This is a genomic window from Zwartia vadi (genome assembly GCF_030410375.1).
Classification (GTDB): Bacteria; Pseudomonadota; Gammaproteobacteria; order Burkholderiales; family Burkholderiaceae_B; genus Zwartia; species Zwartia vadi.
Map to the genome: position 1 here is coordinate 137,357 of NZ_JAUHHE010000003.1, position 25,625 is coordinate 162,981.

Sequence of the window (25,625 nt, forward strand, 5' to 3'; positions counted from 1 at the left end):
CGTCTTATAATCAGTTGAGAATGCTAACACCAAGGATCATCTCGTGATGAGTCGCACTGCCTTTTCTTTTCTTCCCAAACAAGCGCTGGGGCAACTCGCCAGTCGCGTGTTATTGATGCTTGGCGCCGTAGCGCTTGTTGCTGGCTGCGGCACCAAAGCTCCCGAATACGACCCGACTGCCAACTGGAACGCCGAGAAACTTTTCCAAGACGGAAAAGCTGAAATGAACGCAGCCAACTGGCGAGTGTGCAAAGAGCGCTTCACTGCACTCGAAGCGCGGTTTCCCTTCGGTATCTACGCCCAACAGGCGCAAATCAACCTGGCCTATTGTCAATGGAAAGACAAAGAACCCGAGCTCGCATTGGCAACGCTGAACCGTTTTCAACAACAATATCCCAACCACCCCTCAATGGACTACGTCCTCTACCTCAAAGGGCTGGTTAACTTCACACCTCCAAGCGCAGCTTTTTCAGGCATCACCCGACAAAATCCCGGCGAGCGAGATGTGCGTGCACTGCGTCAATCCTTTGCCGCATTCACTGAACTCGTTCAACAGTATCCGGACAGCCGTTACACACCCGACGCCCGCAAACGTCTGGCTTGGCTGGTCAACACCATGGCTGAGAATGAGTTGGCGATCGCGCGTTTTTACTATGATCGCTATGCTTATGTTGCCGCCATTAATCGTGCGCAAAGTGTGATCACAGATTATCAAGGCGTGCCCGCTGCGGAAGCTGCCCTCTACATCATGATGATGTCTTATGAAAAGCTTGGTATGACCGATCTTCGCAACGACTCCGAGCGCGTATTGTTGCAAAACTTTCCCAAAACCAAGCTCATCTCCGAGGGCTTCCCCAACAAGTACAGCGCTTGGAATCCATTGCGCCTGTTCTAAGGCAGAGAGGCTAGTTAACAGAGCTAAGGCTCTAGCCTAAAGCCTCTTGGTGCCGTTGGTAAAAAGCGATCGCCTCTGAGACATCGCGCGTTCTGGCGAAAGGCGGCAGTCCTCGCCAGAGCTGTTTACCGTAGGGTTTGTCCACCAGGCGGGTGTCGCCTACCATTAGTACCCCCCAGTCCGTTTCCGTTCTGATCAGGCGACCCGCACCCTGTTTGAGCGCGATGGCAGCTTCCGGAAGCTGATACTCCATGAAGGGGTTGCCACCCCGACTGCGGCAGGCTTTTAACCGCGCTTCCAGCACTGGATCATCGGGCGGAGCAAAGGGAAGCTTGTCGATTGCAACGAGAGTGAGGCGATCTCCCGCCACGTCAATCCCCTCCCAAAAACTTGCACTGCCTACCAACACCGCATGATCAAGGGTACGGAAGCGCTCGAGCAAATCCCTACGCGTGCCATTTCCCTGACGCATGATGGGCCAGGTCAGACCGAGCTGGTCGTACGCGTCTGCCAGCAATCCTGCCACCCGCTCGACAGCTCGCAAAGTCGTGCACAGCACAAGGGCTCCTCCTTGACTGGCCTGAATCAAAGGAATGAGCGTATCGACGAATGCAGGCAAAAAATCAGGCGATTGTGGTGCCGGCAAACTCCTCGGAACAAACAGCAGAGCCTGATTGGCGTAATCGAACGGTGACTCCATACGCATCGTTTCAGCTTTTTCAAGACCCAAACGGGATGTGAAATGAGAGAAATCACCATGCACTGAAAGGGTGGCAGAGGTAAAGATCCAAGCCTGTCCGCCCTGCCTGTAGCGAGAAAACGCCTCTGCTACGGACAGAGGTGCGGCATGCAGTCGAACATGGTGCAACCCCAACTCGACCCAGCGAACAACCTCCTGATCAGCCTCGATCGGCAAACGATCGGTGCGTCCAGGCTTTCCCCATTGAGATAAACGCTCTGCGAGCTCATGGCAGCTGCGTGCCGCCGCAGCCAAATCCGGATGTTTCTCTTCAACACTGGAAAGCAGTCGGGCAATCTCATCGAGCGCAGATTGCAAGACATCTCGCGCCGTATCGAAACCCTCAGGCGAGGGAAAGGCCTCAAAAGTCACTCGGCGCGCGGGCATTTTTTCAAGTGCTGCACAACTGAGCCTGAGCTCCTTGCTCGCATGCTCAATACGGCGAGCCTGCTCAGACCAGTTAGTCAACTCACGCGCATGCGCCAAACCCGCTGTCTCAACCAGTTTGGACAAATCAAGCAATTGATGAGTCGATACACTGGTCCCCAAAAAACGGGTGGCCGTATCAGGCAGCTGATGTGCCTCATCAAAAATAACCGTGTCGGCTGCTGGCAGCAGATCCGTGATGCCCTCGTCACGCAGCATCAGATCCGCCATAAATAACGCGTGATTGATCACCACGACCTCAGCCTCTTGCGCTTGGCGACGGGCTTTCAGAACGAAACAGTCCCGAACATTCGGGCAGTCCTGTCCAAGGCAGTTTTCTCTTGTTGAGGTCACGCGCTGCCAAATCTCCGCATCCTCGGGGACAGAGGGCAGATCTGCGCGATCCCCTGTTTGACTCTGTTGAGAAAACGTTTGAATGTGGCGTAATTGCTGAACCTCCGCACGGGAGTGCAAGGCGCGATCTTCGCCTTGAATACGCTCCAGGTGGTAGTGACAGACGTAATTACCTCTTCCTTTGAGCAAGGCGATGGAGGCCGGCAACCGCAGCGCCTCACGCACCTTAGGCAAATCACGGGCAAACAACTGGTCCTGCAAAGTGCGCGTACCAGTCGAAATCAAAACCTTGCCGCCCCCCAGTAAGGCAGGCACAAGGTAGGCCCAGGTTTTACCCGTTCCCGTTCCCGCCTCGGCAACAAGCGTTGAGCGCTCGGCAATCGTGCGCTCGACAGCTTGAGCCAACTCGATCTGAGACGGTCGCACACGAAAGCCAGGGGACATACTGGCTAAGGGACCTTCAAGGGAAAAAAGCTCGGAAATCGTCGATTCGCGCATAGATGACACCAAAGGGCAAGCCGGATCATACCCCGTTGAATAAGAGTCGGATTCGGTCTTGTGGCAAAATCGTCCGTTTGCCGCAATCTACATAGTTCTGGAAATAATGAGCGATTCAAGTACTAAACAGCCCACTTCCCCCGCAGCGCCTTCTTTTGCTGCCCCTGTCACCGCCGAGCAGGCCGAGTTGCGCATCACGGCTCAACTAGCCGAGGAACTGGGCATCAGACCGCAACAAGTTTCAGCTGTGATCGAATTACTAAAGGATGGCGCAACGGTCCCGTTTATCGCCCGTTATCGCAAAGAAGCAACTGGCGGGCTGGACGATACGGTTTTACGCAATCTCAACACCCGACTGCTCTACCTCAGAGACCTTGAGGAGCGACGGGCTGCCATTCTGGCCTCAATAACCGAACAACAGAAGCTCACGCCTGAACTCGAACAAGCGATTCAACAGGCGGATACCAAGCAGCGGCTCGAGGATCTTTACGCCCCCTACAAAGTCAAGCGCCGTACACGCGCCCAAATTGCCCGCGAAGCAGGCCTCGAGCCTTTGGCTGACGCCATCCTGGCCGAGTTGAATTGCGACCCCCTTGCGCTTGCCGCGCAATATTTAAATCCGGATGCAAATATTACCGAACCCAAGGCTGCCCTTGATGGGGCACGAGATATTCTGGCCGAGCGTTATGCTGAACATGCCGACTTACTGGCCGATATGCGCACGCACTTATGGTCTCATGGCTACTTGTATTCAAAGGTTGCCGAAGGCAAGGAAGCCGAGGGCGCCAACTTCCGTGACTGGTTCGAGTTCTGCGAACCTTTGCGCACGCTTCCGTCGCATCGGGTGCTGGCGATGCTCCGAGGTCGTCAACAAGGCGTGCTGGAACTGCGGATCGGTCTTGAAGCCAGTCAAGATGTTCTGGTTCCCCACCCTTGCGTTGAGCGGGTCGCGCAGTTTCTTAAGCTGGGGCGGGATCTGTTCGATGCCGCGCCCTCCCCGCGCGCCAAATGGCTGGCTGACGTCGCCCGTTGGACCTGGCGTGTCAAGCTGCTCACTATGTTCGAGACCGAGATGATTACGCGCTTGCGTGAAAGCGCCGAAGCCGAGGCTATACGAGTGTTTGCTGCTAATCTCAAAGATCTGCTGCTTGCTGCACCCGCAGGTCCCAAAGCCGTTTTAGGACTTGATCCCGGCATTCGCACGGGAGTAAAAGTTGCCGCCATTGATCACACCGGCAAACTCGTTGAGACCGCGACGGTCTACCCTTTTGAACCGCGACGTGATCGCGCAGGATCGCTTGCGACGCTCGCTGCGATCGCTCGTCGCCACAAAATTGAACTGGTTGCCATCGGCAACGGCACCGCTTCGCGTGAAACTGAAAAGCTCGTGGCTGACTTGATGACGGAGCAGCCCGACCTCAAACTCACGCGGGTGGTGGTCTCGGAGGCAGGTGCATCGGTCTACTCCGCTTCTGAACTGGCAGCGCTTGAGTTTCCCGATCTTGATGTGAGTTTGCGCGGTGCGGCCTCGATCGCACGTCGTTTGCAAGATCCTCTGGCTGAACTGGTCAAAATCGAACCTAAAGCAATCGGAGTGGGACAGTACCAGCATGATCTGAATCAGCGTGAGCTGGCGCGCTCTCTGGACGCCGTGGTCGAAGACTGCGTGAACGCAGTTGGCGTCGATGTCAATACTGCCTCTGCCGCCTTGCTGACACGCGTCTCGGGCCTAAACAGCACGCTGGCAAAAAACATCGTGGCTTACCGAGATGAAAAAGGCGCCTTCCCCAATCGTGCCGCTCTCAAGGAAGTATCGCGATTCGGTGAAAAGGCTTTTGAACAGGCGGCTGGATTTTTGCGCATACCCAACGGTAACAACCCTCTTGACGCCTCATCCGTTCATCCGGAAGCCTACCCCGTTGTCGAGCGGATTCTCAAGAAAATATCTGCTGATATGAAAGAAGTCATCGGCAATCGGGAAAAGCTTAAAGGCCTGTCGCCTGCGGAGTTCACTGATGAACGTTTCGGCATTCCAACCGTGCGCGATATTTTGCTCGAACTAGAGAAGCCTGGCCGGGATCCGCGTCCTGAGTTCAAGACCGCCACCTTCAAAGAAGGCGTTGAAACGCTGAACGACCTCCTGCCCGGCATGATTCTTGAAGGTGTCGTCACCAACGTCGCGAACTTTGGAGCCTTTGTGGATATCGGCGTTCATCAGGATGGTTTGGTACATATCTCTGCTCTTGCTGAAAAGTTTGTTTCAGATCCGAGAGATGTCGTTCGCGTGGGTCAAACCGTAAAAGTCCGCGTGCAAGAGGTAGACATCGCGCGTAAACGGATCGCACTGACCATGCGTCTCAATGATGAAGCACCGCCTGCCCGCTCGTCAGGCGCTACACAGGCAACCGGAAAAAATCGAAATAGTGCTGGGGCTGCCAATGGACAGGTAGGTTCAAAACCTAACCGTGGCGGCCTGGCTGAACCGGCAGGACAGGGCGCGATGGCCGCGGCTTTTGCCAAGCTTAAGAGATAAAGAAAAGAAAGTAGATAGTTCAGAGTGCGCAGCGCTACGATCTACGCAGCACTGCGGTCACTCGGATGGACGCAAGCTCGCATGCAGTACGTCGAGTCGCTCTGCGCGCTGCGCCGCAGACGCACTTGTCACGCCCACAGCCACGACAGACCCATCAAGACTTAAAGTAAAGTCAAAATCGCCGGTGAGCGTGATGATTGCGTCGAGATGACCGGTTTGAAGTGCGCGCATCGCTGCACCCGCCATTTTGGGATCTGCAAAGGCCACAGACGAAAAAAGCTCTGTTCCCTCATGATCGAGAAAGCGAAAGCGAAACTGACCTGCCTCGTCGCGGAAACTGACGAAGCGCGCGCCCTTCCCCCCGCCTTTGCCTTGCTTGGCTGGACGTGAGTTTGACTCAGTAGCGAGTGTGCGTAACCCGACTGCCTGACGCAATTCATGCATAAAGGGGGTGGCAATCGCACGGGCTTTGCGCGCTCCTTCCTGAAGAATGTCTTCGATTCGACCAGGATGTGCCATCAGATTTTCATAGTTTTCGCGCAACGGCCCAAGCTCCTGCTCGATCCGCCCACACAACTTCTGTTTGGCATCCCCCCAACCCATTCCCTGCGTCAGCTCTTGGTGAAACGCAGTTGTTTCTGCTGGTTTGGCAAAAGCCTTATAAATCAGATAAAGATGCGATGCCTCTGCATCCTTGGGCTCTCCGGGCCCGCGCGAGTCCGTCACAATGCGCGCAACGGCTGCCTTGAGCGCACGGGCGCCCCCCTCAAACAAGGGGATAGTATTGTTATAACTCTTGGACATTTTACGACCGTCCAAGCCAGGCAAGGTCGCCACATCCTCGGCGATGACCGCCTCAGGCAGAACGAAAAAATCTTTGCCGCGCCCGAACAAGTGATTAAACCGTTGAGCGATATCGCGTGCCATCTCAAGATGCTGCGTCTGATCACGCCCCACGGGTACCTTATGCGCATTGAACATCAAAATATCCGCGGCCATCAGAATGGGATATGAGAACAACCCCATATTAATGCCGTCATCAGGATCAACGCTCTTGGCGATATTTTGATCAACAGAGGCTTTGTAAGCATGCGCACGATTCATGAGACCCTTGGCGGTCACACACGTCAACATCCAGCAGAGCTCGGGGATTTCGGGCACATCAGACTGTCGATAAAAAGTGACACGCTCCGGATCAAGGCCAGCAGCCAGCCAAGTCGCAGCGATTTCAAGACGCGAACGCGCGATTCGCTCAGCATCTTCACATTTGATCAGGGCGTGATAATCAGCCAAAAAGAAAAACGCATCTACATTTTTCTCAAGACTTGCCTGAATCGCGGGACGAATCGCACCAACATAATTTCCAAGATGCGGGGTACCCGACGTCGTGATGCCGGTGAGAACGCGCGTATTCATCATATCGACCTTAAAGACTCACTGTATCGCGCTGCTCGGAGTCCAGATACTCTTTGGACTGCATCTCTAAAATGCGCGAGACGGTGCGATGAAACTCGTTGGACATTGGACCGGAGGTGTAAATCTCCTCTGGCTCACACGCAGCTGACATGATCAATTTGACTTTGTGATCATAGAACACATCGATCAGCCAAGTGAATCTTCTCGCCTCTGAGGCGTGTTTGGGTCCCATTTTGGGGACCTCGGATAGAATCACCGCATGAAAGCGGCTCGCGATCTCGAGATAGTCGTTCTGTGAGCGCGGACCGCCGCACAAGGTTGCGAAATCAAACCAAACCACACTCCCCGCACGTTTTTTAGCGGTGATCTCCCGGTGCTCAATCAACAGCACGGGATCCTGCGGCGGGGTGTCGGATAACTGAGCAAAAGCGTCTTGCAACGCTTGGTCTGCCTGGGGGCCCAACGGCGTGTGATAACACTTGACCTGCTCGAGCGTACGGCGACGGTAATCGATCCCCGCATCCACATTCAGAATATCCATCCGGTCTTTAATCAAGGCGATTGCGGGCAAAATCCGATCGCGATGCAAACCGTCAGGGTAGAGCAATGAGGGCTCGTAATTGGACGTCATCACGAATGACGTTCCGTACTCGAAAAATTTGAGTAATAGGCGGTAAAGAATCATGGCATCGGCGACATCCGAGACATGAAACTCATCGAAACAGATCAAGCGATAGCGCTTGGAAATCCGCTTGGCAACCTCATCGAGAGGATCTTGCATGCCTTTGACTTCGTCGAGCTGACGATGCACGCTACGCATGAACTCATGGAAATGCAAACGCGTCTTACGCTTGACGGGAACGGTCGCATAGAACGCGTCCATCAAAAAGCTTTTCCCGCGCCCGACACCTCCCCAAAGATAAACACCTCTTGGTACGTCGGGTCGCTTGAACAGGCGTTTGACTGCACTGGAACGATCACTTTTAAAGGCGATCCAGTCATCAAAATACTTTTGCAAACGCTCAATGGCGACGCGCTGAGCGGGGTCTGGCTGATAACCGCGCTCAGCCAGACTGCTCTCATAATATTGAAGAACGTTCAAAGGATTCGCACAAAAGTGCTTCCGGAAAAGTACGTCAGTAAAGACGCATCAAAAATTGAGGGTACGCTTGTCAACTGCCAAAGCTGCCTCTTTCATGGACTCTGACAAGGTCGGATGCGCATGACAGATGCGTGCGATGTCTTCGGCTGCACCACGGAACTCCATGATGGTCACAGCTTCGGCGATCAGCTCAGAGGCCATCGGACCGATAATGTGCACACCAAGCACTTCGTCGGTCACCGCGTCGGCCAGGATCTTCACGAAACCAGTCGTATCGCCTAAAGCGCGTGCACGGCCATTGGCCAGGAAGGGGAAGCTTCCAGCCTTGTAAGCGCGTCCAGAGGCTTTGAGCTGTTGCTCAGTCTGGCCCACCCAGGAGATCTCAGGCGAGGTGTAGATGACCCAAGGAATCGTGTCAAAGTTGACATGACCATGTTGTCCGCCAATACGCTCGGCGACTGCAACACCCTCTTCTTCGGCTTTATGGGCTAGCATGGGGCCGCGCACCACATCACCTACCGCCCAGACATTAGGCAAGTTGGTTTTGCAGTCAGCATCCACCACAATAAAACCACGCTCGTCGAGCTTGAGACCCACGGCATCAGCATTGAGACCACCGGTGTAAGGAACGCGGCCGATTGAGACAATAAGCTTGTCGACGACGAGCTTTTGCTCGGCGCCTGAGGCGTCCGTGTAGGGAACCGTGACTTGCTTGGCCGTTGCTTTGATCTCGCCAAGTTTGACGCCCATATGGATGGATAGGCCCTGCTTGGTGAAAATTTTGTGCGCTTCTTTGGCGACCTGCGTATCAACCGCAGCCAGAAACTCAGGCATGGCCTCCAAAACGGTGACTTCAGCACCGAGTCGACGCCAGACGCTGCCCATTTCAAGACCAATGACACCAGCACCAATGACACCCAACTTCTTGGGCACCGCGCCGATATTCAAGGCACCGTCGTTGGACAGAATCTGTTGCTCGTCAAAGGGCAAACCGGGCAGCTCGCGTGCGGATGATCCCGTTGCGATCACGACGTGTTTGCCAACGATATCAGCCTCGGTCGTACCCGAAACCTTGATCGCCCAGCCGCCTTCTGTTTGGCCCACAAACGAGCCCTTGCCGTGAAAAAACGTGATTTTGTTCTTTTTGAAGAGATACAAAATGCCATCGTTGTTTTGCTTCACGACGCTATTTTTACGACCGATCATTTTGTCGAGTTTGAGCGAGACGCCCTTGACCTCGATACCATGCTCAACAAAGTGATGGTTGACTTGCTCGTAATGCTCGGACGATTGCAACAGAGCCTTGGAGGGAATGCATCCTACGTTGGTGCACGTACCACCTGGCGCAGGACCGCCCTGCCCGTTCTGCCAGGCATCAATACATGCGACGGTTTTACCCAGTTGGGCTGCACGGATCGCGGCGATATATCCGCCGGGGCCTGCACCAATCACTACGACATCAAATTGATTCGAAGACATAAATTTTCCAGCTTAGATTTCAAGCAGCATGCGCTGCGGATCTTCGAGCGCCTCTTTCATGGCGACCAAGCCCAGAACCGCTTCGCGGCCATCGATAATGCGGTGGTCATAAGACATCGCAAGGTAGTTGATCGGACGAATCACAATCTGACCCTTTTCAACCACGGCACGCTCTTTAGTTGCATGCACACCCAAAATCGCGGATTGCGGTGGATTGATAATCGGAGTCGAGAGCATTGAACCAAACACCCCACCGTTCGAGATCGAGAATGTACCGCCAGTCATCTCTTCGATGCCGAGCTTGCCTTCGGAAGCACGTTTACCAAAGTCAGCAATCGTCTTTTCGATTTCAGCGATCGTCAACTGATCCGCATTCCGCAGGATGGGTACCACCAGACCGCGCGGGCTACCTACGGCGATACCGATGTCGAAGTAACCGTGATAAATGATGTCCTTGCCATCAACAGAGGCGTTCAAAATTGGGTAGCGCTTCAGCGCAGCAACAGCAGCTTTCACAAAGAAGGACATGAAACCAAGCTTGACGCCGTGCTCTTTTTCGAACTTGTCTTTGTAGAGGTTACGCAGGTCAATCACGCCTTGCATATTGACCTCGTTGAAGGTGGTCAAAATGGCATTATCTTGCTGCGACTGCAACAGACGCTCGGCAACACGGGCGCGCAAACGGCTCATTGGCACACGCTGCTCTGGACGACCATCAAGCGACTGTGTCATCGGAACAGAGGGATTCGCAAGCGCGACTTTTGGCGCTGCAGCTGGAGCCGCAGGTGCAGAAGAGGCACCAAGCGCATCGCCCTTGGTAATGCGGCCATCGCGTCCCGAACCAGCAACCGAAGCAGCTGAAACACCCTTGTCAGCCAGGATCTTAGCTGCGGCAGGAGATGCAATACCTGCTGCGGAATTTGAGGCAGAAGCTGGGGCGGCGGGGGCGGCGGGGGCAGCGACAGGTGCGGCAACAGCGGCAGCGGGCGCGGCGGAGGCAGCCGACGCAACTGCCTTTCCATCCGTATCGATACGCGCGAGCACTTCACCAGAAGTGACCATGCTGCCATCACCTTTGACGATTTCAGACAAGATGCCAGAGGCGGGAGCAGGAACCTCGAGAACGACTTTGTCGGTTTCAACTTCGATTAGGATCTCGTCAGCCTGCACAGCTTCGCCAGGCTTCTTTTTCCAGGTCAAAAGTGTCGCTTCTGACACCGATTCAGATAACTGTGGAACAACAACGTCTGTGATTGCCATTATATTTTTTCCGTAATTGGATGAATGCGTTTTCTGGATTTATTTCGTCAGCATGAAAGTCTTGAACTTGCCAAACGCCTGCTCGACCAGCGCTTTCTGCTGTTCGAGGTGTTTGGCGAGATAACCGACGGCAGGCGAGGCAGACGCTGCGCGACCTGCATAACCAAGTTTTTGACCACTAGTCATGTTCTGATAGAGATGATGCTGAACATAGAACCAAGGACCTTGATTCTGTGGCTCGTCCTGAACCCAGACCACTTCCGTTGCCTTCGGGTACTTGCGCAACTCGGCTTCAAAAGTCTTGTGCGCGAAGGGATACAACTGCTCAACGCGAATAATCGCAACAGAGTTGTCTTTGCGCTCACGACGACCATTGACGAGATCGTAATAAACCTTGCCCGAACAGACCAAGACACGCTTGACGGAAGAGGCGTTGATGGACTCGTCCACCTCGGCAATGATTGGACGGAAACGTCCAGTTGCCAGATCGGACAAAGGCGAACCAGCATCCTTGTTACGAAGTAACGACTTGGGTGTCAGGATCACCAAGGGCTTGCGGAATTGGCGAATCATCTGACGACGCAACAGATGGAAAATCTGTGCAGCTGTGGTAGGCTGAACGACCTGGATATTGTTGTCTGCGCAAAGCTGCAGGAAACGCTCGATACGTGCAGAAGAGTGCTCCGGGCCCTGACCTTCGTAACCGTGCGGCAACATCATCGTCAAGCCTGACTGACGACCCCACTTCGCCTCTCCAGAAACGATGAACTGGTCAATCACGACTTGGGCGCCGTTGACGAAGTCACCGAACTGCGCTTCCCAAATTGTGAGTGTCTTGGGATCTGCGCAAGAGTAACCGTATTCAAAACCCAGCACGGCTTCTTCGGACAAGACGGAGTCGATCACCGTGAAAGGTGCCTGACCATCCGCCACGTGCTGCAATGGAATATAAGTACCATCATCCCAACGCTCACGATTTTGATCGTGAAGCACAGCATGACGGTGCGTAAAGGTACCGCGTCCTGAGTCCTGACCCGTGATGCGCACGGCATAGCCTGCGGCTACCAAGGTTGCAAAGGCCAAGTGCTCGCCCATCCCCCAGTCAAGATTCATCTCCCCTCGCGCCATCGCGCGACGGTCATTCAATAGCTTGGTTACCAGCGAATGCGGAGTAAATCCTTCAGGTACAACGGTCAGCTTTTCACCGATACGCTTGAGCTCTGTGATCGGCACAGCCGTATCGGCCTGATCGGTCCACTTGGCATTAAGGTATGGTGACCAATCAATCGCATATTTGCTCTTGTAGTCAGTCAAAACGGGCTCGATCGTCCGGCGACCGTCTTCCATGTACTGACGATAGTCTTTGACAAGCTGCTCGGCATCGCCCTCCTTGAGTACGCCCTGTGCGACGAGCTTGTCGGCATAGAGTTTACGTGTACCGGGATGCGCGCCAATCGTCTTATACATCAGAGGTTGAGTCAGGGAAGGCGTGTCTTGCTCGTTGTGACCGAGTTTACGGAAACAGACGATATCCACGACGACATCCTTGCCGAACTGCATGCGGAAATCCAGTGCCAAACGCGTGGCAAAGACCACTGCTTCGGGATCATCACCGTTCACATGGAAAACGGGCGCCTCGATCATCTTGGAGACGTCGGTACAGTAGATGGTCGAACGGGTATCGCGTGGATCGGAAGTCGTGAAACCGATCTGGTTATTAATCACCAGATGAACCGTACCACCCGTACCGTAACCGCGAGTTTCAGCCAAGTTGAGTGTTTCCATCACAACACCCTGACCTGCAAAGGCGGCATCACCGTGCACCAAAACAGGCAGGACTTGCTTGTAACCATCGGCACCACGACGCTCCTGGCGAGCGCGCACACTGCCCTCGACGACTGGGTTCACAATCTCGAGGTGGGAGGGGTTAAAAGCCAGTGACAGATGGACCGGACCACCGCGCGTGGACAAATCGCTGGAAAAACCGTTGTGGTATTTCACATCGCCATCGGTCAGACCTTCGGCATGGTGACCTTCGAACTCGGCGAACAAATCACCGGGCATTTTGCCCATGATGTTGACCAGCATATTCAAACGTCCGCGGTGAGCCATACCCACGACGATTTCCTGAACACCTGACTCGCCAGCGTGATTGACGACTTCGTCCATCGAGGCGATGAAGCTGTCTCCGCCCTCAAGCGAAAAGCGTTTTTGACCCACATATTTCGTATGGAGGAAACGCTCAAGGCCTTCGGCCTCGGTCAGTTGCTGCAGGATGTGACGCTTGCGGTCAGCTGTAAAAGTCGGGGCGCCGAGTGTCGACTCGAGGCGCTCCTGAACCCAGCGCTTCACGGCGGGATCCGAGGCGTGCATGAACTCCGCACCGATCGAGCGGCAATAGGTATCACGCAGCGCTTTCAAGATTTCGCGCAACGTCATCGTTGTCGCTTTGGTGAAATACGTATTGGTGGCAGAGAAAACCTGATCGAGGTCTGCCTCGGTCAAACCATAAAATGCCGGATCCAATTCAGGGATGCTCGGGCGGTCATGCCGCTTAAGAGGATCAAGGTCTGCCCAACGTGAACCGAGCGAACGATACGCGGCAATGATGGATTGAACGTGGACTTGTTTCATCGCGACCGCAAGATCGGGCTCCTGACCACGCTGAACAAAAGCATTGGCTTTTGCACGCTGTGCAAAGGATTCGATGATGGGTGCGTGGGCCTGGTCGCGAGTCGCTTCCTGGCCATCCGTTGCCGGCATGTGCTGCAACTGGTCGAAATAATTCCGCCAATTATCAGGAACCGAACCTGGATTATCCAGATAGGCTTCGTAGAGTTCTTCTACGTAGGGCGCATTGCCCCCAAAGAGGTAAGAGTTTTGTAGAGATTCGAGTTCTGATGACATTTTAGCGCTTCACCTATTCGGGTGCTTCACCCGTTACGATGCAGGAATACCTTCCGTTTTCTCGGCCAAACCGATTTGCGGATAGCGGGGCAGAAGGCGGTTGTTTAATAGCCTTAAGAGCCGGCATATAAGTATAACCCCAAGCTTTTAATTGTTTTCGATATTCTTGTCAGAAATCAACGCTTGCGCAGCCAAGCGTCAGACGAACACCACAGACACTGCCACTACCAACAAAGTTTAATGAGGCCTAAAAATGCTGCGTCGCAATATATTCATGTCGCAGCGCAAGACAATTGCTGCGCCGCAAAATCGAAATACGCACCGATTTGATGCCAGATGCTGCGCTTGCCTGTAAGCTTGACTTCACTTTTATTCACTCTCCTTCTTGAAGAAAGCTATGGACGAAAATCTTTCTAAGCTCGCCCTTGACTATCACGCCTACCCGACACCTGGCAAAATTTCCGTCACACCGACCAAGCCACTGGCCAACCAAGACGATTTGTCCCTAGCCTACTCACCCGGCGTTGCTGCCGCCTGTATGGCCATTCATGCACAAGGCGATGAAGCCGCAGCCAAATACACCTCTCGCTCCAATCTGGTGGCCGTCATCACAAACGGAACAGCCGTGTTGGGCTTGGGAAATATCGGCCCACTCGCGGCCAAACCTGTCATGGAAGGAAAAGGCTGCCTGTTTAAGAAATTCGCGGGCATCGATGTGTTCGATATCGAGCTTGCCGAAACCGATCCCGACAAGCTCGTGGAAATCATCGCGGCGCTTGAACCCACGTTGGGCGGAATCAATCTCGAAGATATCAAGGCTCCTGAATGTTTCTACATTGAACGCAAGCTGCGCGAAAGGATGAAAATTCCGGTCTTTCATGATGACCAGCACGGCACAGCCATTATTTCCTCGGCTGCGATCATGAACGGGCTGAAGGTTGTCGGCAAAAAAATGGATCAGGTCAAACTTGTCGTATCCGGTGCGGGTGCAGCGTCCATTGCCTGCCTGGATTTGCTTGTCCATCTCGGCATCAAGAAAGAAAACATTTTTGTCTGCGATTCGCGCGGTGTGATTTACGAGGGTCGCGATGCGCAAATGGAAGAAAACAAAAAGCGCTATGCACAAAAAACAACGCTTCGCACCCTGGCCGATGCCATGGCGGGAGCCGACGTGTTCTTAGGTTGCTCGGCACCAGGGGTTGTGAACGCAGAGATGGTTAAAAGCATGGGGCCAAAGCCTTTGATTTTGGCTTTGGCGAACCCAGAACCCGAAATCAGACCTGAAATCGCCAAAGCCGCCCGTCCGGACTGTATCATCGCGACCGGTCGCTCTGATTACCCCAATCAAGTCAATAACGTTCTGTGCTTCCCGTTCATTTTCCGCGGCGCGCTTGATGCGGGGGCCAGCAGCATCACAGAAGAAATGAAGCTTGCCTGCGTCAAGGCAATCGCTGAGCTCGCGGAAGCTGAACAAAGCGACGAAGTGGCCCAAGCTTACGCGGGTCAGGAACTCAGCTTCGGTCCCGACTACATTATCCCCAAACCCTTTGATCCACGCCTCATCGTTCAAATTGCGCCAGCTGTCGCCCAAGCTGCCGCAGACTCAGGCGTGGCACGCAGACCGATCCAAGACATGGAGGCCTACAAAGCGAAATTGCTCGCCATGGTATATCACTCCGGTCAGCTGATGAGTCCCTTGTTTACGCAAGCCAAGCGCGCGCCTAAGCGGGTCATATACGCAGACGGAGAAGATGAGCGAGTCTTGCGAGCCGCTCAAACAGTCTCAGATGAAAAAATTGCCTTCCCGATTTTGATTGGTCGCCCCGCAGTGATCGATATGCGCATCAAGAAAATGGGGCTACGTCTGGAGGTGGGTAAGAATATCGAGATCGTCGATCCGGAAGACGATGCGCGTTTTAACGAATCCTGGCAAGAATATTATCGGATCAAAGGCCGCGAAGGCGTGACACCCACTGTTGCCAAAGCGATGGTCCGCAAGCACAACACATTGATCGCAGTCTTGCTTCTCAAGCGCGGTGATGCCGACGCTGTGCTCTGCGGGATCAGCAGCCGCTTTGACAATCAGCTCAAGTATGTCGAAGACGTGATCGGACTTCAGCCAGGCGCTTCGACATTTGCCGCGATGAATGTTCTGATGCTTTCCGATCAGACGCTGTTTATTTGCGACACGCATGTCAACGAAGATCCAAGCGCTGAACAGGTGGCTGACATGACCATCCAAGCGGCACACAAAATGCGCAACTTTGGCATCGTTCCCAAAATCGCCCTACTCTCGCATTCAAATTTCGGTAGCAGACCAACCGAATCCTCACGCAAAATGGCACAAGCGCGTCACCTCATTGTCGAACGCGCTCCCTCGCTTGAGGTCGATGGTGAAATGCATGCGGATTCGGCGCTTTCCGAATCCATCCGTACGGCCAACTATCCGGACAGCACGCTCAAAGGAAGCGCCAACCTGCTTATCATGCCAAATCTGGATACAGGCAATGTGACCTATAACCTCCTGAAGATGACAGGCAGTAATGGCATTGCGATGGGACCCGTCCTGTTGGGCGCTGCGCGTCCTGTGCACATCCTGACGAACAGCGCGACCGTGCGCCGAGTCATCAATATGACCGCGCTCGCCGTGATTGATGCCCAGATGGAGGTCGAGCAACGATAACGCTGACTGACAAGAGTTACTGGAAACACCCATACATTCCAGGGTGACTTCCAGCAAAAAAAAACGCCTGAAAATTCTCAGGCGTTTTTTTGTAAATAAATTAAGTTATTTACGCTTGGGAACTGGACGGGAGACCGAACCTTGATACAGCTGGCGTGGACGGCCAATCTTGTACTCTGGATCTGAGATCATCTCGTTCCATTGAGCAATCCAGCCAACTGTGCGGGCCAGAGCAAAAATTGCTGTAAACAAGGCCGTAGGTACGCCAATCGCGCGCTGAACAATCCCTGAGTAGAAGTCAACGTTCGGATACAGCTTACGCTCAACAAAGTATGGATCCTCAAGCGCGATCCGCTCGACTTCCATCGCGAGCTTAAACAATGGGTCATTTTCAAGACCCAAGGCAGCCAGTACTTCTTTGCAAGTTTGCTGCATCAGTTTGGCGCGGGGGTCATAGTTCTTATAAACACGGTGACCAAAACCCATCAGGCGAACGCCGGAGTTTTTGTCCTTAACCTGTTCCATGAACTCGCCAACCTTGGCCAAACCACCCTTGGCTTGTAAATCCTCGAGCATCTGCAGACACGCTTCGTTAGCGCCACCGTGTGCGGGGCCCCACAAACATGCCACACCTGAGGCGATCGCAGCGAAAGGATTGGTACCAGAAGAACCACACAAGCGCACGGTCGACGTGGAGGCATTTTGTTCGTGATCAGCGTGCAGAATAAAAATGCGATCCAAAGCACGTTCAACCACAGGGTTGACCACATACTCTTCGCAAGGTGTGGCAAACATCATCCGCAAAAAGTTGCCGGTGTAGGACAGGTTGTTTTGAGGATAAATGTAAGGCTGACCCTGGGAGTACTTATAGGCCATGGCAACCAGTGTGGGCATCTTAGCAATCAGACGGATAGCCGAGACATGACGATGGTGCGGATTGGTGATATCAGTCGAGTCGTGATAAAAGGCGGAAAGTGCGCCAACCAAACCCGTTAACACAGCCATAGGATGCGCATCACGACGGAAACCACGCAAGAAGAAGTGCATCTGCTCGTTGACCATCGTGTGACGCGTCACCAAGGTGTCGAAGTCTTTTTTCTGCTTCGGATCTGGCAGCTCGCCATTCAGGATCAGATAGCTGATGTCCATGAAGTCACAGTTGACTGCGAGCTCTTCGATTGGATAGCCGCGATACAACAACTCGCCCTTGTCGCCATCGATGTACGTGATGTTGGACGCGCAAGAGGCTGTCGACAAAAAGCCTGGGTCGTACGTAAACAAACCGGTTTGTCCGTACAACTTGCGAATGTCGATCACCTGTGGGCCGACGCTGCCGTCGTACATAGGAAAATCAACAGAAGGGCTGCCGTCTGAGAACGAGAGCGTGGCTTTTTTGTCGGACAGTTTCATGCGTGATTCCTTCGTTTAAATTCGGTTAGCCAGTCAAGACGCTGTCTATGCCGCGCGAATCTGCGCCAGCACCATCTTGACTGCGGGTCGATCAAGCGCCCCCTCGGGCTCGACACGACCTAGTAATAAGTCTAACAGCTCATTATCACTCAGTTCAAACAGCTGAGTCAGAGCACCAACCTCGACATCCGTCAGGTTGGCTTGGTAAGTATCAAGATATTTGGTGAGAATCAGATCATTTTCGAGCAGGCCCCGTCTGGCACGCCAACGCAACCGAACTCGATCCTGATCTGATAGTGTTCCCATGATTGCTCTTTGTTAGACCGTGCGGCGTACAAGCATTTCTTTAATTTTTCCAATCGCCTTGGTCGGGTTCAGACCCTTTGGACACACATCCACACAGTTCATGATGGTGTGACAGCGGAACAGACGATAGGGATCTTCTAGGTTGTCTAGACGCTCAGCTGTTGCGTGATCGCGGGTGTCCGCAATGAAGCGATAGGCTTGCAACAATCCGGCAGGGCCGACGAATTTGTCGGGATTCCACCAGAAAGATGGGCAAGAAGTCGAGCAACAGGCACACAAAATACACTCATACAGACCATCGAGCTCCTCACGGGCAGCAGGCGTCTGCAGACGCTCCTTTTCAGGAGGTGGCGTATCGTTGATGAGGTATGGGCGGATGGAGTGATATTGATTAAAGAAGTGCGTCATGTCGACGATCAGATCTCGAATCACAGGCAGACCTGGCAAAGGACGCAAAACCACAGGCTCACTGAGCTCGAGCATGTTGGTTGTACAAGCCAGACCGTTTTTGCCGTTGATATTCATCGCGTCAGAACCACACACACCTTCGCGGCATGAACGACGCATTGCCAAACTGTCATCCACATCCATCTTGATGCGAATCAGTGCATCCAGCAACATCTTGTCGGTTGGCTGCAGCTCGACTTCGAGCTTCTGCATATAGGGACGCTCATCCTTGTCAGGATCGTAGCGGTAGATTTCAAACTTCACGATGCGTTTTTTGCTCATGATTTGTTCCAGATATCCTGACTTAGAATGTACGAGTCTTGGGCGGGAAGCTTTCGACGGTGAGTGGCTGCATCTGCACAGGCTTGTAATCGAGGCGATTGCCTTCGGAGTACCAAAGCGTGTGCTTGATCCAGTTGTCATCGTCACGATGCGGGAAGTCATCCAATGCGTGCGCACCACGGCTTTCGGTGCGGGCAGCGGCTGAATGAATCGTCGAACGTGCGACCTCGATCATGTTGCTCAGTTCAAGCGCCTCAATACGGGCGGTATTGAAGACCTTGGACTTGTCCTGGAAAGCAATGTGATCGACCTTTTCAGCCAAGGCATCGATCTTTGCCACACCTTCTTTGAGCGAGGCCATAGTACGGAACACTCCGCAATGCTGTTGCATCGCGTTGCGAATCTCGTTACCCACGACTTGTGTTTTCTCGCCGGTCTTGCGCTGTTCAAGTTTGTTGACGCGCTCAAGAGAGAAATCAACAGACTCTTGGGGCAGAGGCTGATGGGCATGCTGTCGCTCTGGATGGGAAGCCACAATGTGGTTACCGGCAGCACGACCAAACACAATCAAATCGAGAAGCGAATTCGTACCCAGACGGTTTGCGCCATGCACGGAGGTTGCCGAGCACTCACCGATCGCATAGAGACCGTTCACAATCTTGGTTTGCTTGCCATCCCACGTCGTCACTTGACCGTTGTAGTTGCAAGGAATACCGCCCATCTGATAGTGAATGGTTGGCACAACAGGGATCGGCTCCTTGGTCGCATCCACGTTGGCGAACTTGTGTCCGATCTCTAAAATAGAGGGCAAACGCTTGTTAATCACGTCAGCACCGAGGTGATCAAGCTTCAGGTGGACGTAGGCGCCATCCGGACCACAGCCGCGACCTTCCTTGATTTCCTGGTCCATACAGCGCGAAATAAAGTCACGCGGCGCCAGGTCCTTGAGGGTTGGGGCATAACGCTCCATGAAGCGCTCGCCATCCTTATTCAGCAAGATACCGCCCTCACCCCGCACGCCCTCGGTGATGAGCACGCCAGCACCCGCCACGCCAGTTGGGTGGAACTGCCAGAACTCCATGTCCATCATTGGAATACCGGCGCGCGCGGCCATACCCATACCGTCACCGGTATTAATAAAGGCATTGGTCGAGGCTGCCCAAATGCGTCCGGCACCTCCCGTCGCGATGACGGTCGTCTTGGCTTCGAATATGTAAATCTCACCGGTTTCCATTTCGAGCGCGGTGACACCCAACACATCACCTGCATCGTTACGGATCAGGTCAAGCGCCATCCATTCAACGAAAAACTGCGTGCGCGAAGCGACGTTACGCTGGTAGAGCGTGTGCAATAGCGCATGACCGGTACGGTCGGCTGCAGCACAGGCGCGCTGAACAGGTTTTTCACCAAAATTGGCCGTATGACCACCGAAGGGACGCTGATAAATCGTGCCATCTGGGTTACGATCAAAGGGCATGCCCATGTGCTCGAGCTCATACACCGCATTGGGTGCTTCGCGACACATGAACTCGATGGCGTCCTGGTCGCCCAGCCAATCAGAGCCTTTGACGGTGTCATACATGTGCCAGTACCAGTTGTCCTCGCTCATGTTGCCAAGCGAAGCACCGATTCCACCCTGCGCTGCGACTGTGTGCGAGCGTGTTGGGAAGACTTTAGAAAGAACGGCGACGGACAAGCCCGCATTTGCGAGTTGCAAGGAGCAACGCATACCGGCTCCGCCGGCACCCACGACCACCACATCAAATTGACGGCGCGGTAAAGATGTTTTGACAGCTGCCACGGCTTAATTTCTCCAGAGGATGTGTACGAAGTACACGACCGATCCGACTAACCACAAGATAGTCAGCACCAGTAAAAAAATACGAAGACCTACGGGCTTGATGTAGTCCATCCAGATGTCGCGCACACCAATCCAGGCATGCCACGCAAGCGAAAACATCGCGAGTGTTGCGAGAATCTGACCGAGAGGCATAAACAAAACCGTAAACGTAAACAGGTTTTTCCAACCCTCATATGTGAAGCCGGACATGGTCAGGATGCCGATCAGCAAAACCAGCGTATAAACAGCCAAGATGATGGCAGTGACGCGCTGTGCAATGAACTCGCCTGTACCGTAGTGTGCGCCGACGACTAAGCGCTTTGGACCAATTTTCTCGACGGGAACCATCACCACACTCCGAATAGTTTGAGACCGAATACCAGGGTCAGAGCCAGGCTCACGCCCATCACCATGCTTGCGCTTTTGGCGGCTGATTCTTTATCCACACCGATATGCAAATCGAGGATCAGGTAACGAATACCCGCACAGAAATGATGCAGGTAGCCCCAAATCAGAACGAGCAAAATCACCTTGACGATTGGATGTCCGATCACCATTGCCAGTGCGTTAAAGCCGGCCTGACTCACAAAACTCATCGCAAACAGTGCAATCAGGAAGGGCAAGCACAAAAACAGCAAAGCTCCACTAATGCGATGCAAAATGGATACTTTTCCGGCCATCGGCAAGCGGTACGCCATCAAATCAGTAACATTAATGTTACGGAATTGAGGACGCGGCTTGTTAGCTGAGTCAGACATAACAACCTCGTACGGAGAACAGTTGGATAAAGGAAAACATGCTATTTTCGCTCATGTGGAACGCGCATTCAAATCAATCAAAAAAAGCTTTCAATTCAGGCTATTACGATAATAATACTGATTAGTCACATAATGACCGACACGTAATTCTACAGGACGGTTTCCGTAGGTGAAGGAAATTCGCTCCACACAAAGTAGGGGTATTGCAGGCTCGACGCCAAGCGCTTGGGCCACATCATCCGGGGCAGCGATCGCGCGAAGCTTTTCTTCGGCACGCACCATATTGATGCCAAACTCAGACTCGAACAAACCATAAAGCGGCCCTGAGTAGCCATTAAGCAAATCAGCTGTCAGGCCTTTAAAGAGAGATCCAGGCAGGTAAATATCATCAATCACTGTCGGAACGTTTGAAAAGGACAACATTCGTCGAATGGCCACAACAGGATCGCCCGCTTTGATTTCCAATGCACGGGCGATCTCAGCATTGGCACGAATGCGACGGCAATCAAGCACCCGACTTTGAGCAGGCTCAGGCTCACCCTCGTTCGGCGCAAGCCTGAGGAATCTGAAGCGCACCCGGGGCTCAAGATGTGTGGCAACAAAGGTGCCTTTGCCCTGCCGACGGAAAAGCAAGTTTTCGGCTGCCAGTTCATCGACTGCTTTACGGACTGTACCCTGACTCACCTGAAAGCGCGCAGCGAGCTCGATTTCGCTTGGGATGGATTCGCCAGGCTTCCATTCGCCCGAATCTAACGACTTGACCAGCAGGGCTTTGATCTGCTGGTAGAGAGGGCTAAATGCTGCAGGCTGACTCACACCGGAGTCGGCCGTTGCACTGCGGAGTCGGGAGGTGTCAGACATCGGAATCAATCAAAATGCTCATCGCTACATTTTGGCATAGCAGGCACTGGAAGTCCATTACTCTTGTGTCTTATATAAGATATAAGATCATTGACGGCGGGACAGCATTTGCATTAGCATCTTGCAATGGAATTCTTCTGAGCGACCTCATTGCTAACCGGTCGCACAAAAAAGCTAAACTCTCTTTTTATCCCTTCTCACAATCCTCTCGTCCTTTCGGAGATCGTTATGTCCAAACCCGCCGTGCGTGTTGCGGTTACTGGTGCAGCAGGCCAGATCGGTTACGCCCTTTTGTTCCGTATTGCTTCAGGCGAAATGCTTGGCAAAGACCAGCCTGTTATTTTGCAACTGCTGGAAATTCCGGATGAAAAAGCCCAAAAGGCGCTCAAAGGCGTAATGATGGAGCTCGATGATTGCGCGTTTCCTTTGCTGCAATCTATGACTGCTCACAGCGACCCGCTCGAAGCGTTCAAAGACGTTGAGGTCGCGCTGCTGGTTGGTTCGCGTCCCCGAGGTCCCGGCATGGAGCGAGCAGACCTGCTGGCTGTCAATGCCGCCATCTTCACCGCACAGGGCAAAGCGCTCAACGCCGTGGCAAACCGCAACGTTAAAGTACTTGTCGTCGGCAACCCTGCCAACACCAACGCTTACATCGCGATGAAATCGGCGCCTGACCTGCCAGCCAAGAACTTCACTGCAATGTTGCGCCTTGATCACAACCGTGCGTTGTCTCAGTTAGCTAGCAAAATGGGCAAGCCTGTTGCTGAAATTCAGAAGCTCGCAGTCTGGGGTAACCACTCTCCCACTATGTATGCGGACTACCGTTTCGCCACAATAGGTGGACAGAGCGTTGAAAAACTGATTAACGATGCAGCCTGGAATCGCGATGTGTTCTTACCTACGGTTGGCAAACGTGGCGCCGCTATCATCGAAGCACGTGGTTTGTCTTCCGCTGCCTCAGCAGCGAACGCAGCAATCGACCATGTGCGCGACTGGGTCTTGGGCACCAACGGCAAATGGGTCACCATGGGCGTTCCCTCGGATGGCAGCTATGGCATTCCCGAAGGCATCATGTACGGCGTACCTGTGACGTGCGAAGGTGGCCAATACCACCGGGTCACCGGACTTGAGGTTGACGCGTTCTCGCGTGAGCGCATGGACCTGACGCTTAAAGAGCTGATCGAAGAGCGTGACGCCGTCGCGCATTTGCTCAAATAAGCACACAGTCAATGGGCCCCATGAGGGCCCATTTTTTTTAAAAGATCGGCATCAAAAAATCAATATTCTTCACGGAGAACAACATGTCCAAACAAGCCCCCGCTGGCCAACGGTTTCGCGAAGCGCTCGCAGCCGAAAAACCTCTGCAAATTATCGGCGCCATCAACGCCAACCACGCCCTGCTTGCCAAGCGCGCCGGCTTCAAGGCCATCTACCTCTCCGGCGGCGGTGTCGCGGCGGGCTCTCTGGGTCTGCCTGATCTTGGCATCAATACACTCGATGACGTCTTGACGGATGTCCGTCGAATCACAGACGTGTGCGATACGCCCCTTATTGTGGATATCGACACAGGCTTTGGTCCCTCCGCTTTCAACATTGCACGCACAATTCAAAGCTTGAGCAAATTCGGCGCAGCCGGATGCCATATCGAAGACCAGGTCGGTGCCAAGCGCTGTGGCCATCGTCCGGGCAAAGAAATTGTCTCGACCGAAGAAATGCGCGATCGCGTAAAAGCCGCTGCGGATGCGCGCACTGACGACAGCTTTTATTTAATCGCACGCACGGATGCCATCGCCTCTCATGGAGTCGATGCCGCAATCGAGCGCGCCATTGCCTGCGTGGAAGCCGGTGCGGATGCAGTTTTCGCCGAAGCTGCATACGACCTCGCCACCTTTGAAAAGTTTTCTAAGGCAGTCGACGTACCGCTGCTTGCAAACATTACCGAGTTTGGCAAGACACCTTTATTCTCAGTCGAAGAGTTGCGCAGCTCGGGAGTGGGCATGGTGCTCTATCCCCTCTCCGCTTTCCGGGCAATGAACAAAGCCGCGGAAACGGTTTATACAGCCATCCGTCGCGATGGCCACCAGCGCAACGTGATTGACATGATGCAAACGCGCGATGAGTTGTACGACCGTATCAACTATCATGAATTCGAAGGCAAACTCGACGCTCTGTTTGCTCAAGGCAAATCAAAATAACTCACTGAGGAATCCAATTATGGCCACCACTAAAAAATCGACGAAACGCGCCGCTCCAGCACAAGCTGTTGAGACTGCCGCCCCCGCTTTCAAACCAAAGAAGTCTGTTGCGCTTTCAGGCGTGACAGCAGGCAACACAGCCTTGTGCACTGTCGGTCGAAGCGGCAATGATCTGCACTACCGCGGTTATGACATTCTTGATTTTGCCGACACGAGCGAATTTGAAGAAATCGCTCACCTGCTGATTCATGGCAAACTGCCAAACAGGGCAGAGCTTGCCGCTTACAAAGAAAAACTGCGATCAATGCGCGGCCTCCCCGCTCAACTGCAAACAATTCTGGAGTCATTACCTGCAGCCAGCCATCCGATGGACGTGATGCGCACTGCTGCCTCGGCACTCGGCTGCATCCTGCCTGAGAAAGAGGATCACAACATCCCCGACGCGCGCGATATCGCCGATCGACTGATGGCCAATCTCGGCTCCGCTCTCCTTTATTGGTATCACTTCAGCCATAACGGCCGAATTATCGACGTTCAAACAGACGATGACTCGATCGGTGCGCACTTCTTGCATCTTTTACACGGCAAAAAACCCAATGCAGACTGGGTACGCGCGATGCACACTTCCTTGATTTTGTATGCGGAGCATGAGTTCAACGCTTCGACCTTTACTTGCCGTGTCATCGCAGGCACAGGCTCGGACATGTACTCCGCGATCGCGGGTGGCATCGGTGCGTTGCGCGGACCGAAACATGGTGGTGCCAACGAAGTTGCGTTTGAAGTGCAGAAGCGCTACGAGACGCCTGACGAAGCAGAAGCCGATGTCCGCGCACGAGTGGAAAACAAAGAAGTCATCATCGGCTTTGGACATCCTGTCTACACGATTTCCGATCCGCGCAACAAGGTCATCAAAGAGGTGGCGTTGCGCCTCTCAAAGAAAGCCGGCACCACCAAAATGTATGACATTGCCGATCGTCTTGAAGCTGTGATGTGGGATGCGAAAAAGATGTTTGCCAACCTTGATTGGTTCTCGGCTGTGTCCTATCACATGATGGGCGTTCCAACTGCAATGTTTACACCACTGTTCGTGATTGCGCGCACAGCTGGCTGGTCCGCGCACATCATCGAGCAACGTATCGACAACAAGATCATTCGTCCCGCTGCAAACTACACCGGTCCTGATGATCAAAAATTCGTTCCTCTTGCCAAACGCCGTTAATCTGCCTCTAAAAAT

At 53.6% G+C, this 25,625-nt stretch carries 19 protein-coding genes; 6 read left to right on the forward strand and 13 right to left on the reverse strand.

The features are described from left to right. The first annotated feature begins 46 nt into the window (after positions 1-46). The gene (locus QWY27_RS03700; protein ID WP_435433439.1) at positions 47-895 is read left to right on the forward strand and encodes an outer membrane protein assembly factor BamD; all 849 of its coding nucleotides are present in this window, start codon (positions 47-49) and stop codon (positions 893-895) included. 31 nt (positions 896-926) lie between these two features. Here the strand turns inward: QWY27_RS03700 and yoaA are convergent, their stop codons facing one another. Continuing rightward, a complete protein-coding gene (yoaA, locus tag QWY27_RS03705; RefSeq protein WP_290194843.1) occupies positions 927-2,912 on the reverse strand; it encodes a DNA repair helicase YoaA in 1,986 nt (661 codons plus the stop codon). Between the two features lie 106 nt (positions 2,913-3,018). Here yoaA and QWY27_RS03710 point away from each other — a divergent pair, with 106 nt between their 5' ends. After that, positions 3,019-5,445 (forward strand): Tex family protein, encoded by a 2,427-nt coding sequence (locus QWY27_RS03710; RefSeq protein WP_290194845.1) that lies wholly within the window; start codon positions 3,019-3,021, stop codon positions 5,443-5,445. Positions 5,446-5,502: 57 nt separating this feature from the next. On the opposite strand, the gene QWY27_RS03715 is transcribed toward QWY27_RS03710, so the two are convergent. The 5 genes from QWY27_RS03715 to QWY27_RS03735 are packed head-to-tail and all read right to left on the reverse strand — an operon-like array spanning position 5,503 to position 13,609. Beyond that, the gene (locus QWY27_RS03715; protein WP_290195054.1) at positions 5,503-6,861 is read right to left on the reverse strand and encodes a tryptophan--tRNA ligase; all 1,359 of its coding nucleotides are present in this window, start codon (positions 6,859-6,861) and stop codon (positions 5,503-5,505) included. A 10-nt stretch (positions 6,862-6,871) separates the two neighbouring features. Next, a complete protein-coding gene (gene zapE / locus QWY27_RS03720) occupies positions 6,872-7,963 on the reverse strand; it encodes a cell division protein ZapE (protein WP_290194848.1) in 1,092 nt (363 codons plus the stop codon). A 48-nt stretch (positions 7,964-8,011) separates the two neighbouring features. Beyond that, positions 8,012-9,442, reverse strand: coding sequence for a dihydrolipoyl dehydrogenase (lpdA, locus tag QWY27_RS03725; protein ID WP_290194851.1), 1,431 nt, complete (start codon positions 9,440-9,442; stop codon positions 8,012-8,014). Between the two features lie 12 nt (positions 9,443-9,454). Further along, positions 9,455-10,702, reverse strand: coding sequence for a 2-oxoglutarate dehydrogenase complex dihydrolipoyllysine-residue succinyltransferase (gene odhB, locus QWY27_RS03730; protein WP_290194853.1), 1,248 nt, complete (start codon positions 10,700-10,702; stop codon positions 9,455-9,457). 39 nt (positions 10,703-10,741) lie between these two features. Beyond that, entirely contained in the window at positions 10,742-13,609 is a 2,868-nt protein-coding gene (locus QWY27_RS03735; RefSeq protein ID WP_290194855.1) for a 2-oxoglutarate dehydrogenase E1 component, read from the reverse strand. A gap of 397 nt (positions 13,610-14,006) precedes the next feature. On the opposite strand from QWY27_RS03735, the gene QWY27_RS03740 reads away from it, so the two are divergent. After that, entirely contained in the window at positions 14,007-16,292 is a 2,286-nt protein-coding gene (locus tag QWY27_RS03740) for an NADP-dependent malic enzyme (protein WP_290194857.1), read from the forward strand. A gap of 105 nt (positions 16,293-16,397) precedes the next feature. Here the strand turns inward: QWY27_RS03740 and QWY27_RS03745 are convergent, their stop codons facing one another. The 7 genes from QWY27_RS03745 to QWY27_RS03775 form a co-directional block, all read right to left on the reverse strand. Then, entirely contained in the window at positions 16,398-17,702 is a 1,305-nt protein-coding gene (locus tag QWY27_RS03745; RefSeq protein ID WP_290194858.1) for a citrate synthase, read from the reverse strand. Positions 17,703-17,747: 45 nt separating this feature from the next. Further along, positions 17,748-18,008, reverse strand: coding sequence for an FAD assembly factor SdhE (locus tag QWY27_RS03750; RefSeq protein ID WP_290194860.1), 261 nt, complete (start codon positions 18,006-18,008; stop codon positions 17,748-17,750). Positions 18,009-18,020: 12 nt separating this feature from the next. Next, the gene (locus QWY27_RS03755; protein ID WP_290194862.1) at positions 18,021-18,737 is read right to left on the reverse strand and encodes a succinate dehydrogenase iron-sulfur subunit; all 717 of its coding nucleotides are present in this window, start codon (positions 18,735-18,737) and stop codon (positions 18,021-18,023) included. A gap of 22 nt (positions 18,738-18,759) precedes the next feature. After that, positions 18,760-20,538, reverse strand: a complete 1,779-nt coding sequence (sdhA, locus tag QWY27_RS03760) for a succinate dehydrogenase flavoprotein subunit (RefSeq protein WP_290194864.1) — start codon at positions 20,536-20,538, stop codon at positions 18,760-18,762. A 3-nt stretch (positions 20,539-20,541) separates the two neighbouring features. Beyond that, positions 20,542-20,925 (reverse strand): succinate dehydrogenase, hydrophobic membrane anchor protein, encoded by a 384-nt coding sequence (gene sdhD, locus QWY27_RS03765; protein WP_290195056.1) that lies wholly within the window; start codon positions 20,923-20,925, stop codon positions 20,542-20,544. Next, the gene (sdhC, locus tag QWY27_RS03770) at positions 20,925-21,335 is read right to left on the reverse strand and encodes a succinate dehydrogenase, cytochrome b556 subunit (RefSeq protein ID WP_290194866.1); all 411 of its coding nucleotides are present in this window, start codon (positions 21,333-21,335) and stop codon (positions 20,925-20,927) included. The genes sdhD and sdhC overlap by 1 nt, the downstream gene beginning before the upstream one ends. Positions 21,336-21,425: 90 nt before the next feature. Then, positions 21,426-22,196: a GntR family transcriptional regulator gene (locus tag QWY27_RS03775; protein ID WP_290194868.1), complete on the reverse strand. Its 771-nt coding sequence runs from the start codon at positions 22,194-22,196 to the stop codon at positions 21,426-21,428. A gap of 228 nt (positions 22,197-22,424) precedes the next feature. On the opposite strand from QWY27_RS03775, the gene QWY27_RS03780 reads away from it, so the two are divergent. From QWY27_RS03780 to prpC, 3 genes are all read left to right on the forward strand, one after another. Then, a complete protein-coding gene (locus QWY27_RS03780; RefSeq protein ID WP_290194870.1) occupies positions 22,425-23,414 on the forward strand; it encodes a malate dehydrogenase in 990 nt (329 codons plus the stop codon). Between the two features lie 83 nt (positions 23,415-23,497). Further along, positions 23,498-24,391 carry a methylisocitrate lyase gene (prpB, locus tag QWY27_RS03785; RefSeq protein WP_290194871.1) on the forward strand — a complete coding sequence of 298 codons (894 nt, stop codon included), beginning with the start codon at positions 23,498-23,500 and terminating at the stop codon, positions 24,389-24,391. A gap of 19 nt (positions 24,392-24,410) precedes the next feature. Continuing rightward, entirely contained in the window at positions 24,411-25,610 is a 1,200-nt protein-coding gene (gene prpC, locus QWY27_RS03790) for a bifunctional 2-methylcitrate synthase/citrate synthase (RefSeq protein ID WP_290194873.1), read from the forward strand. Positions 25,611-25,625 lie beyond the last annotated feature (15 nt).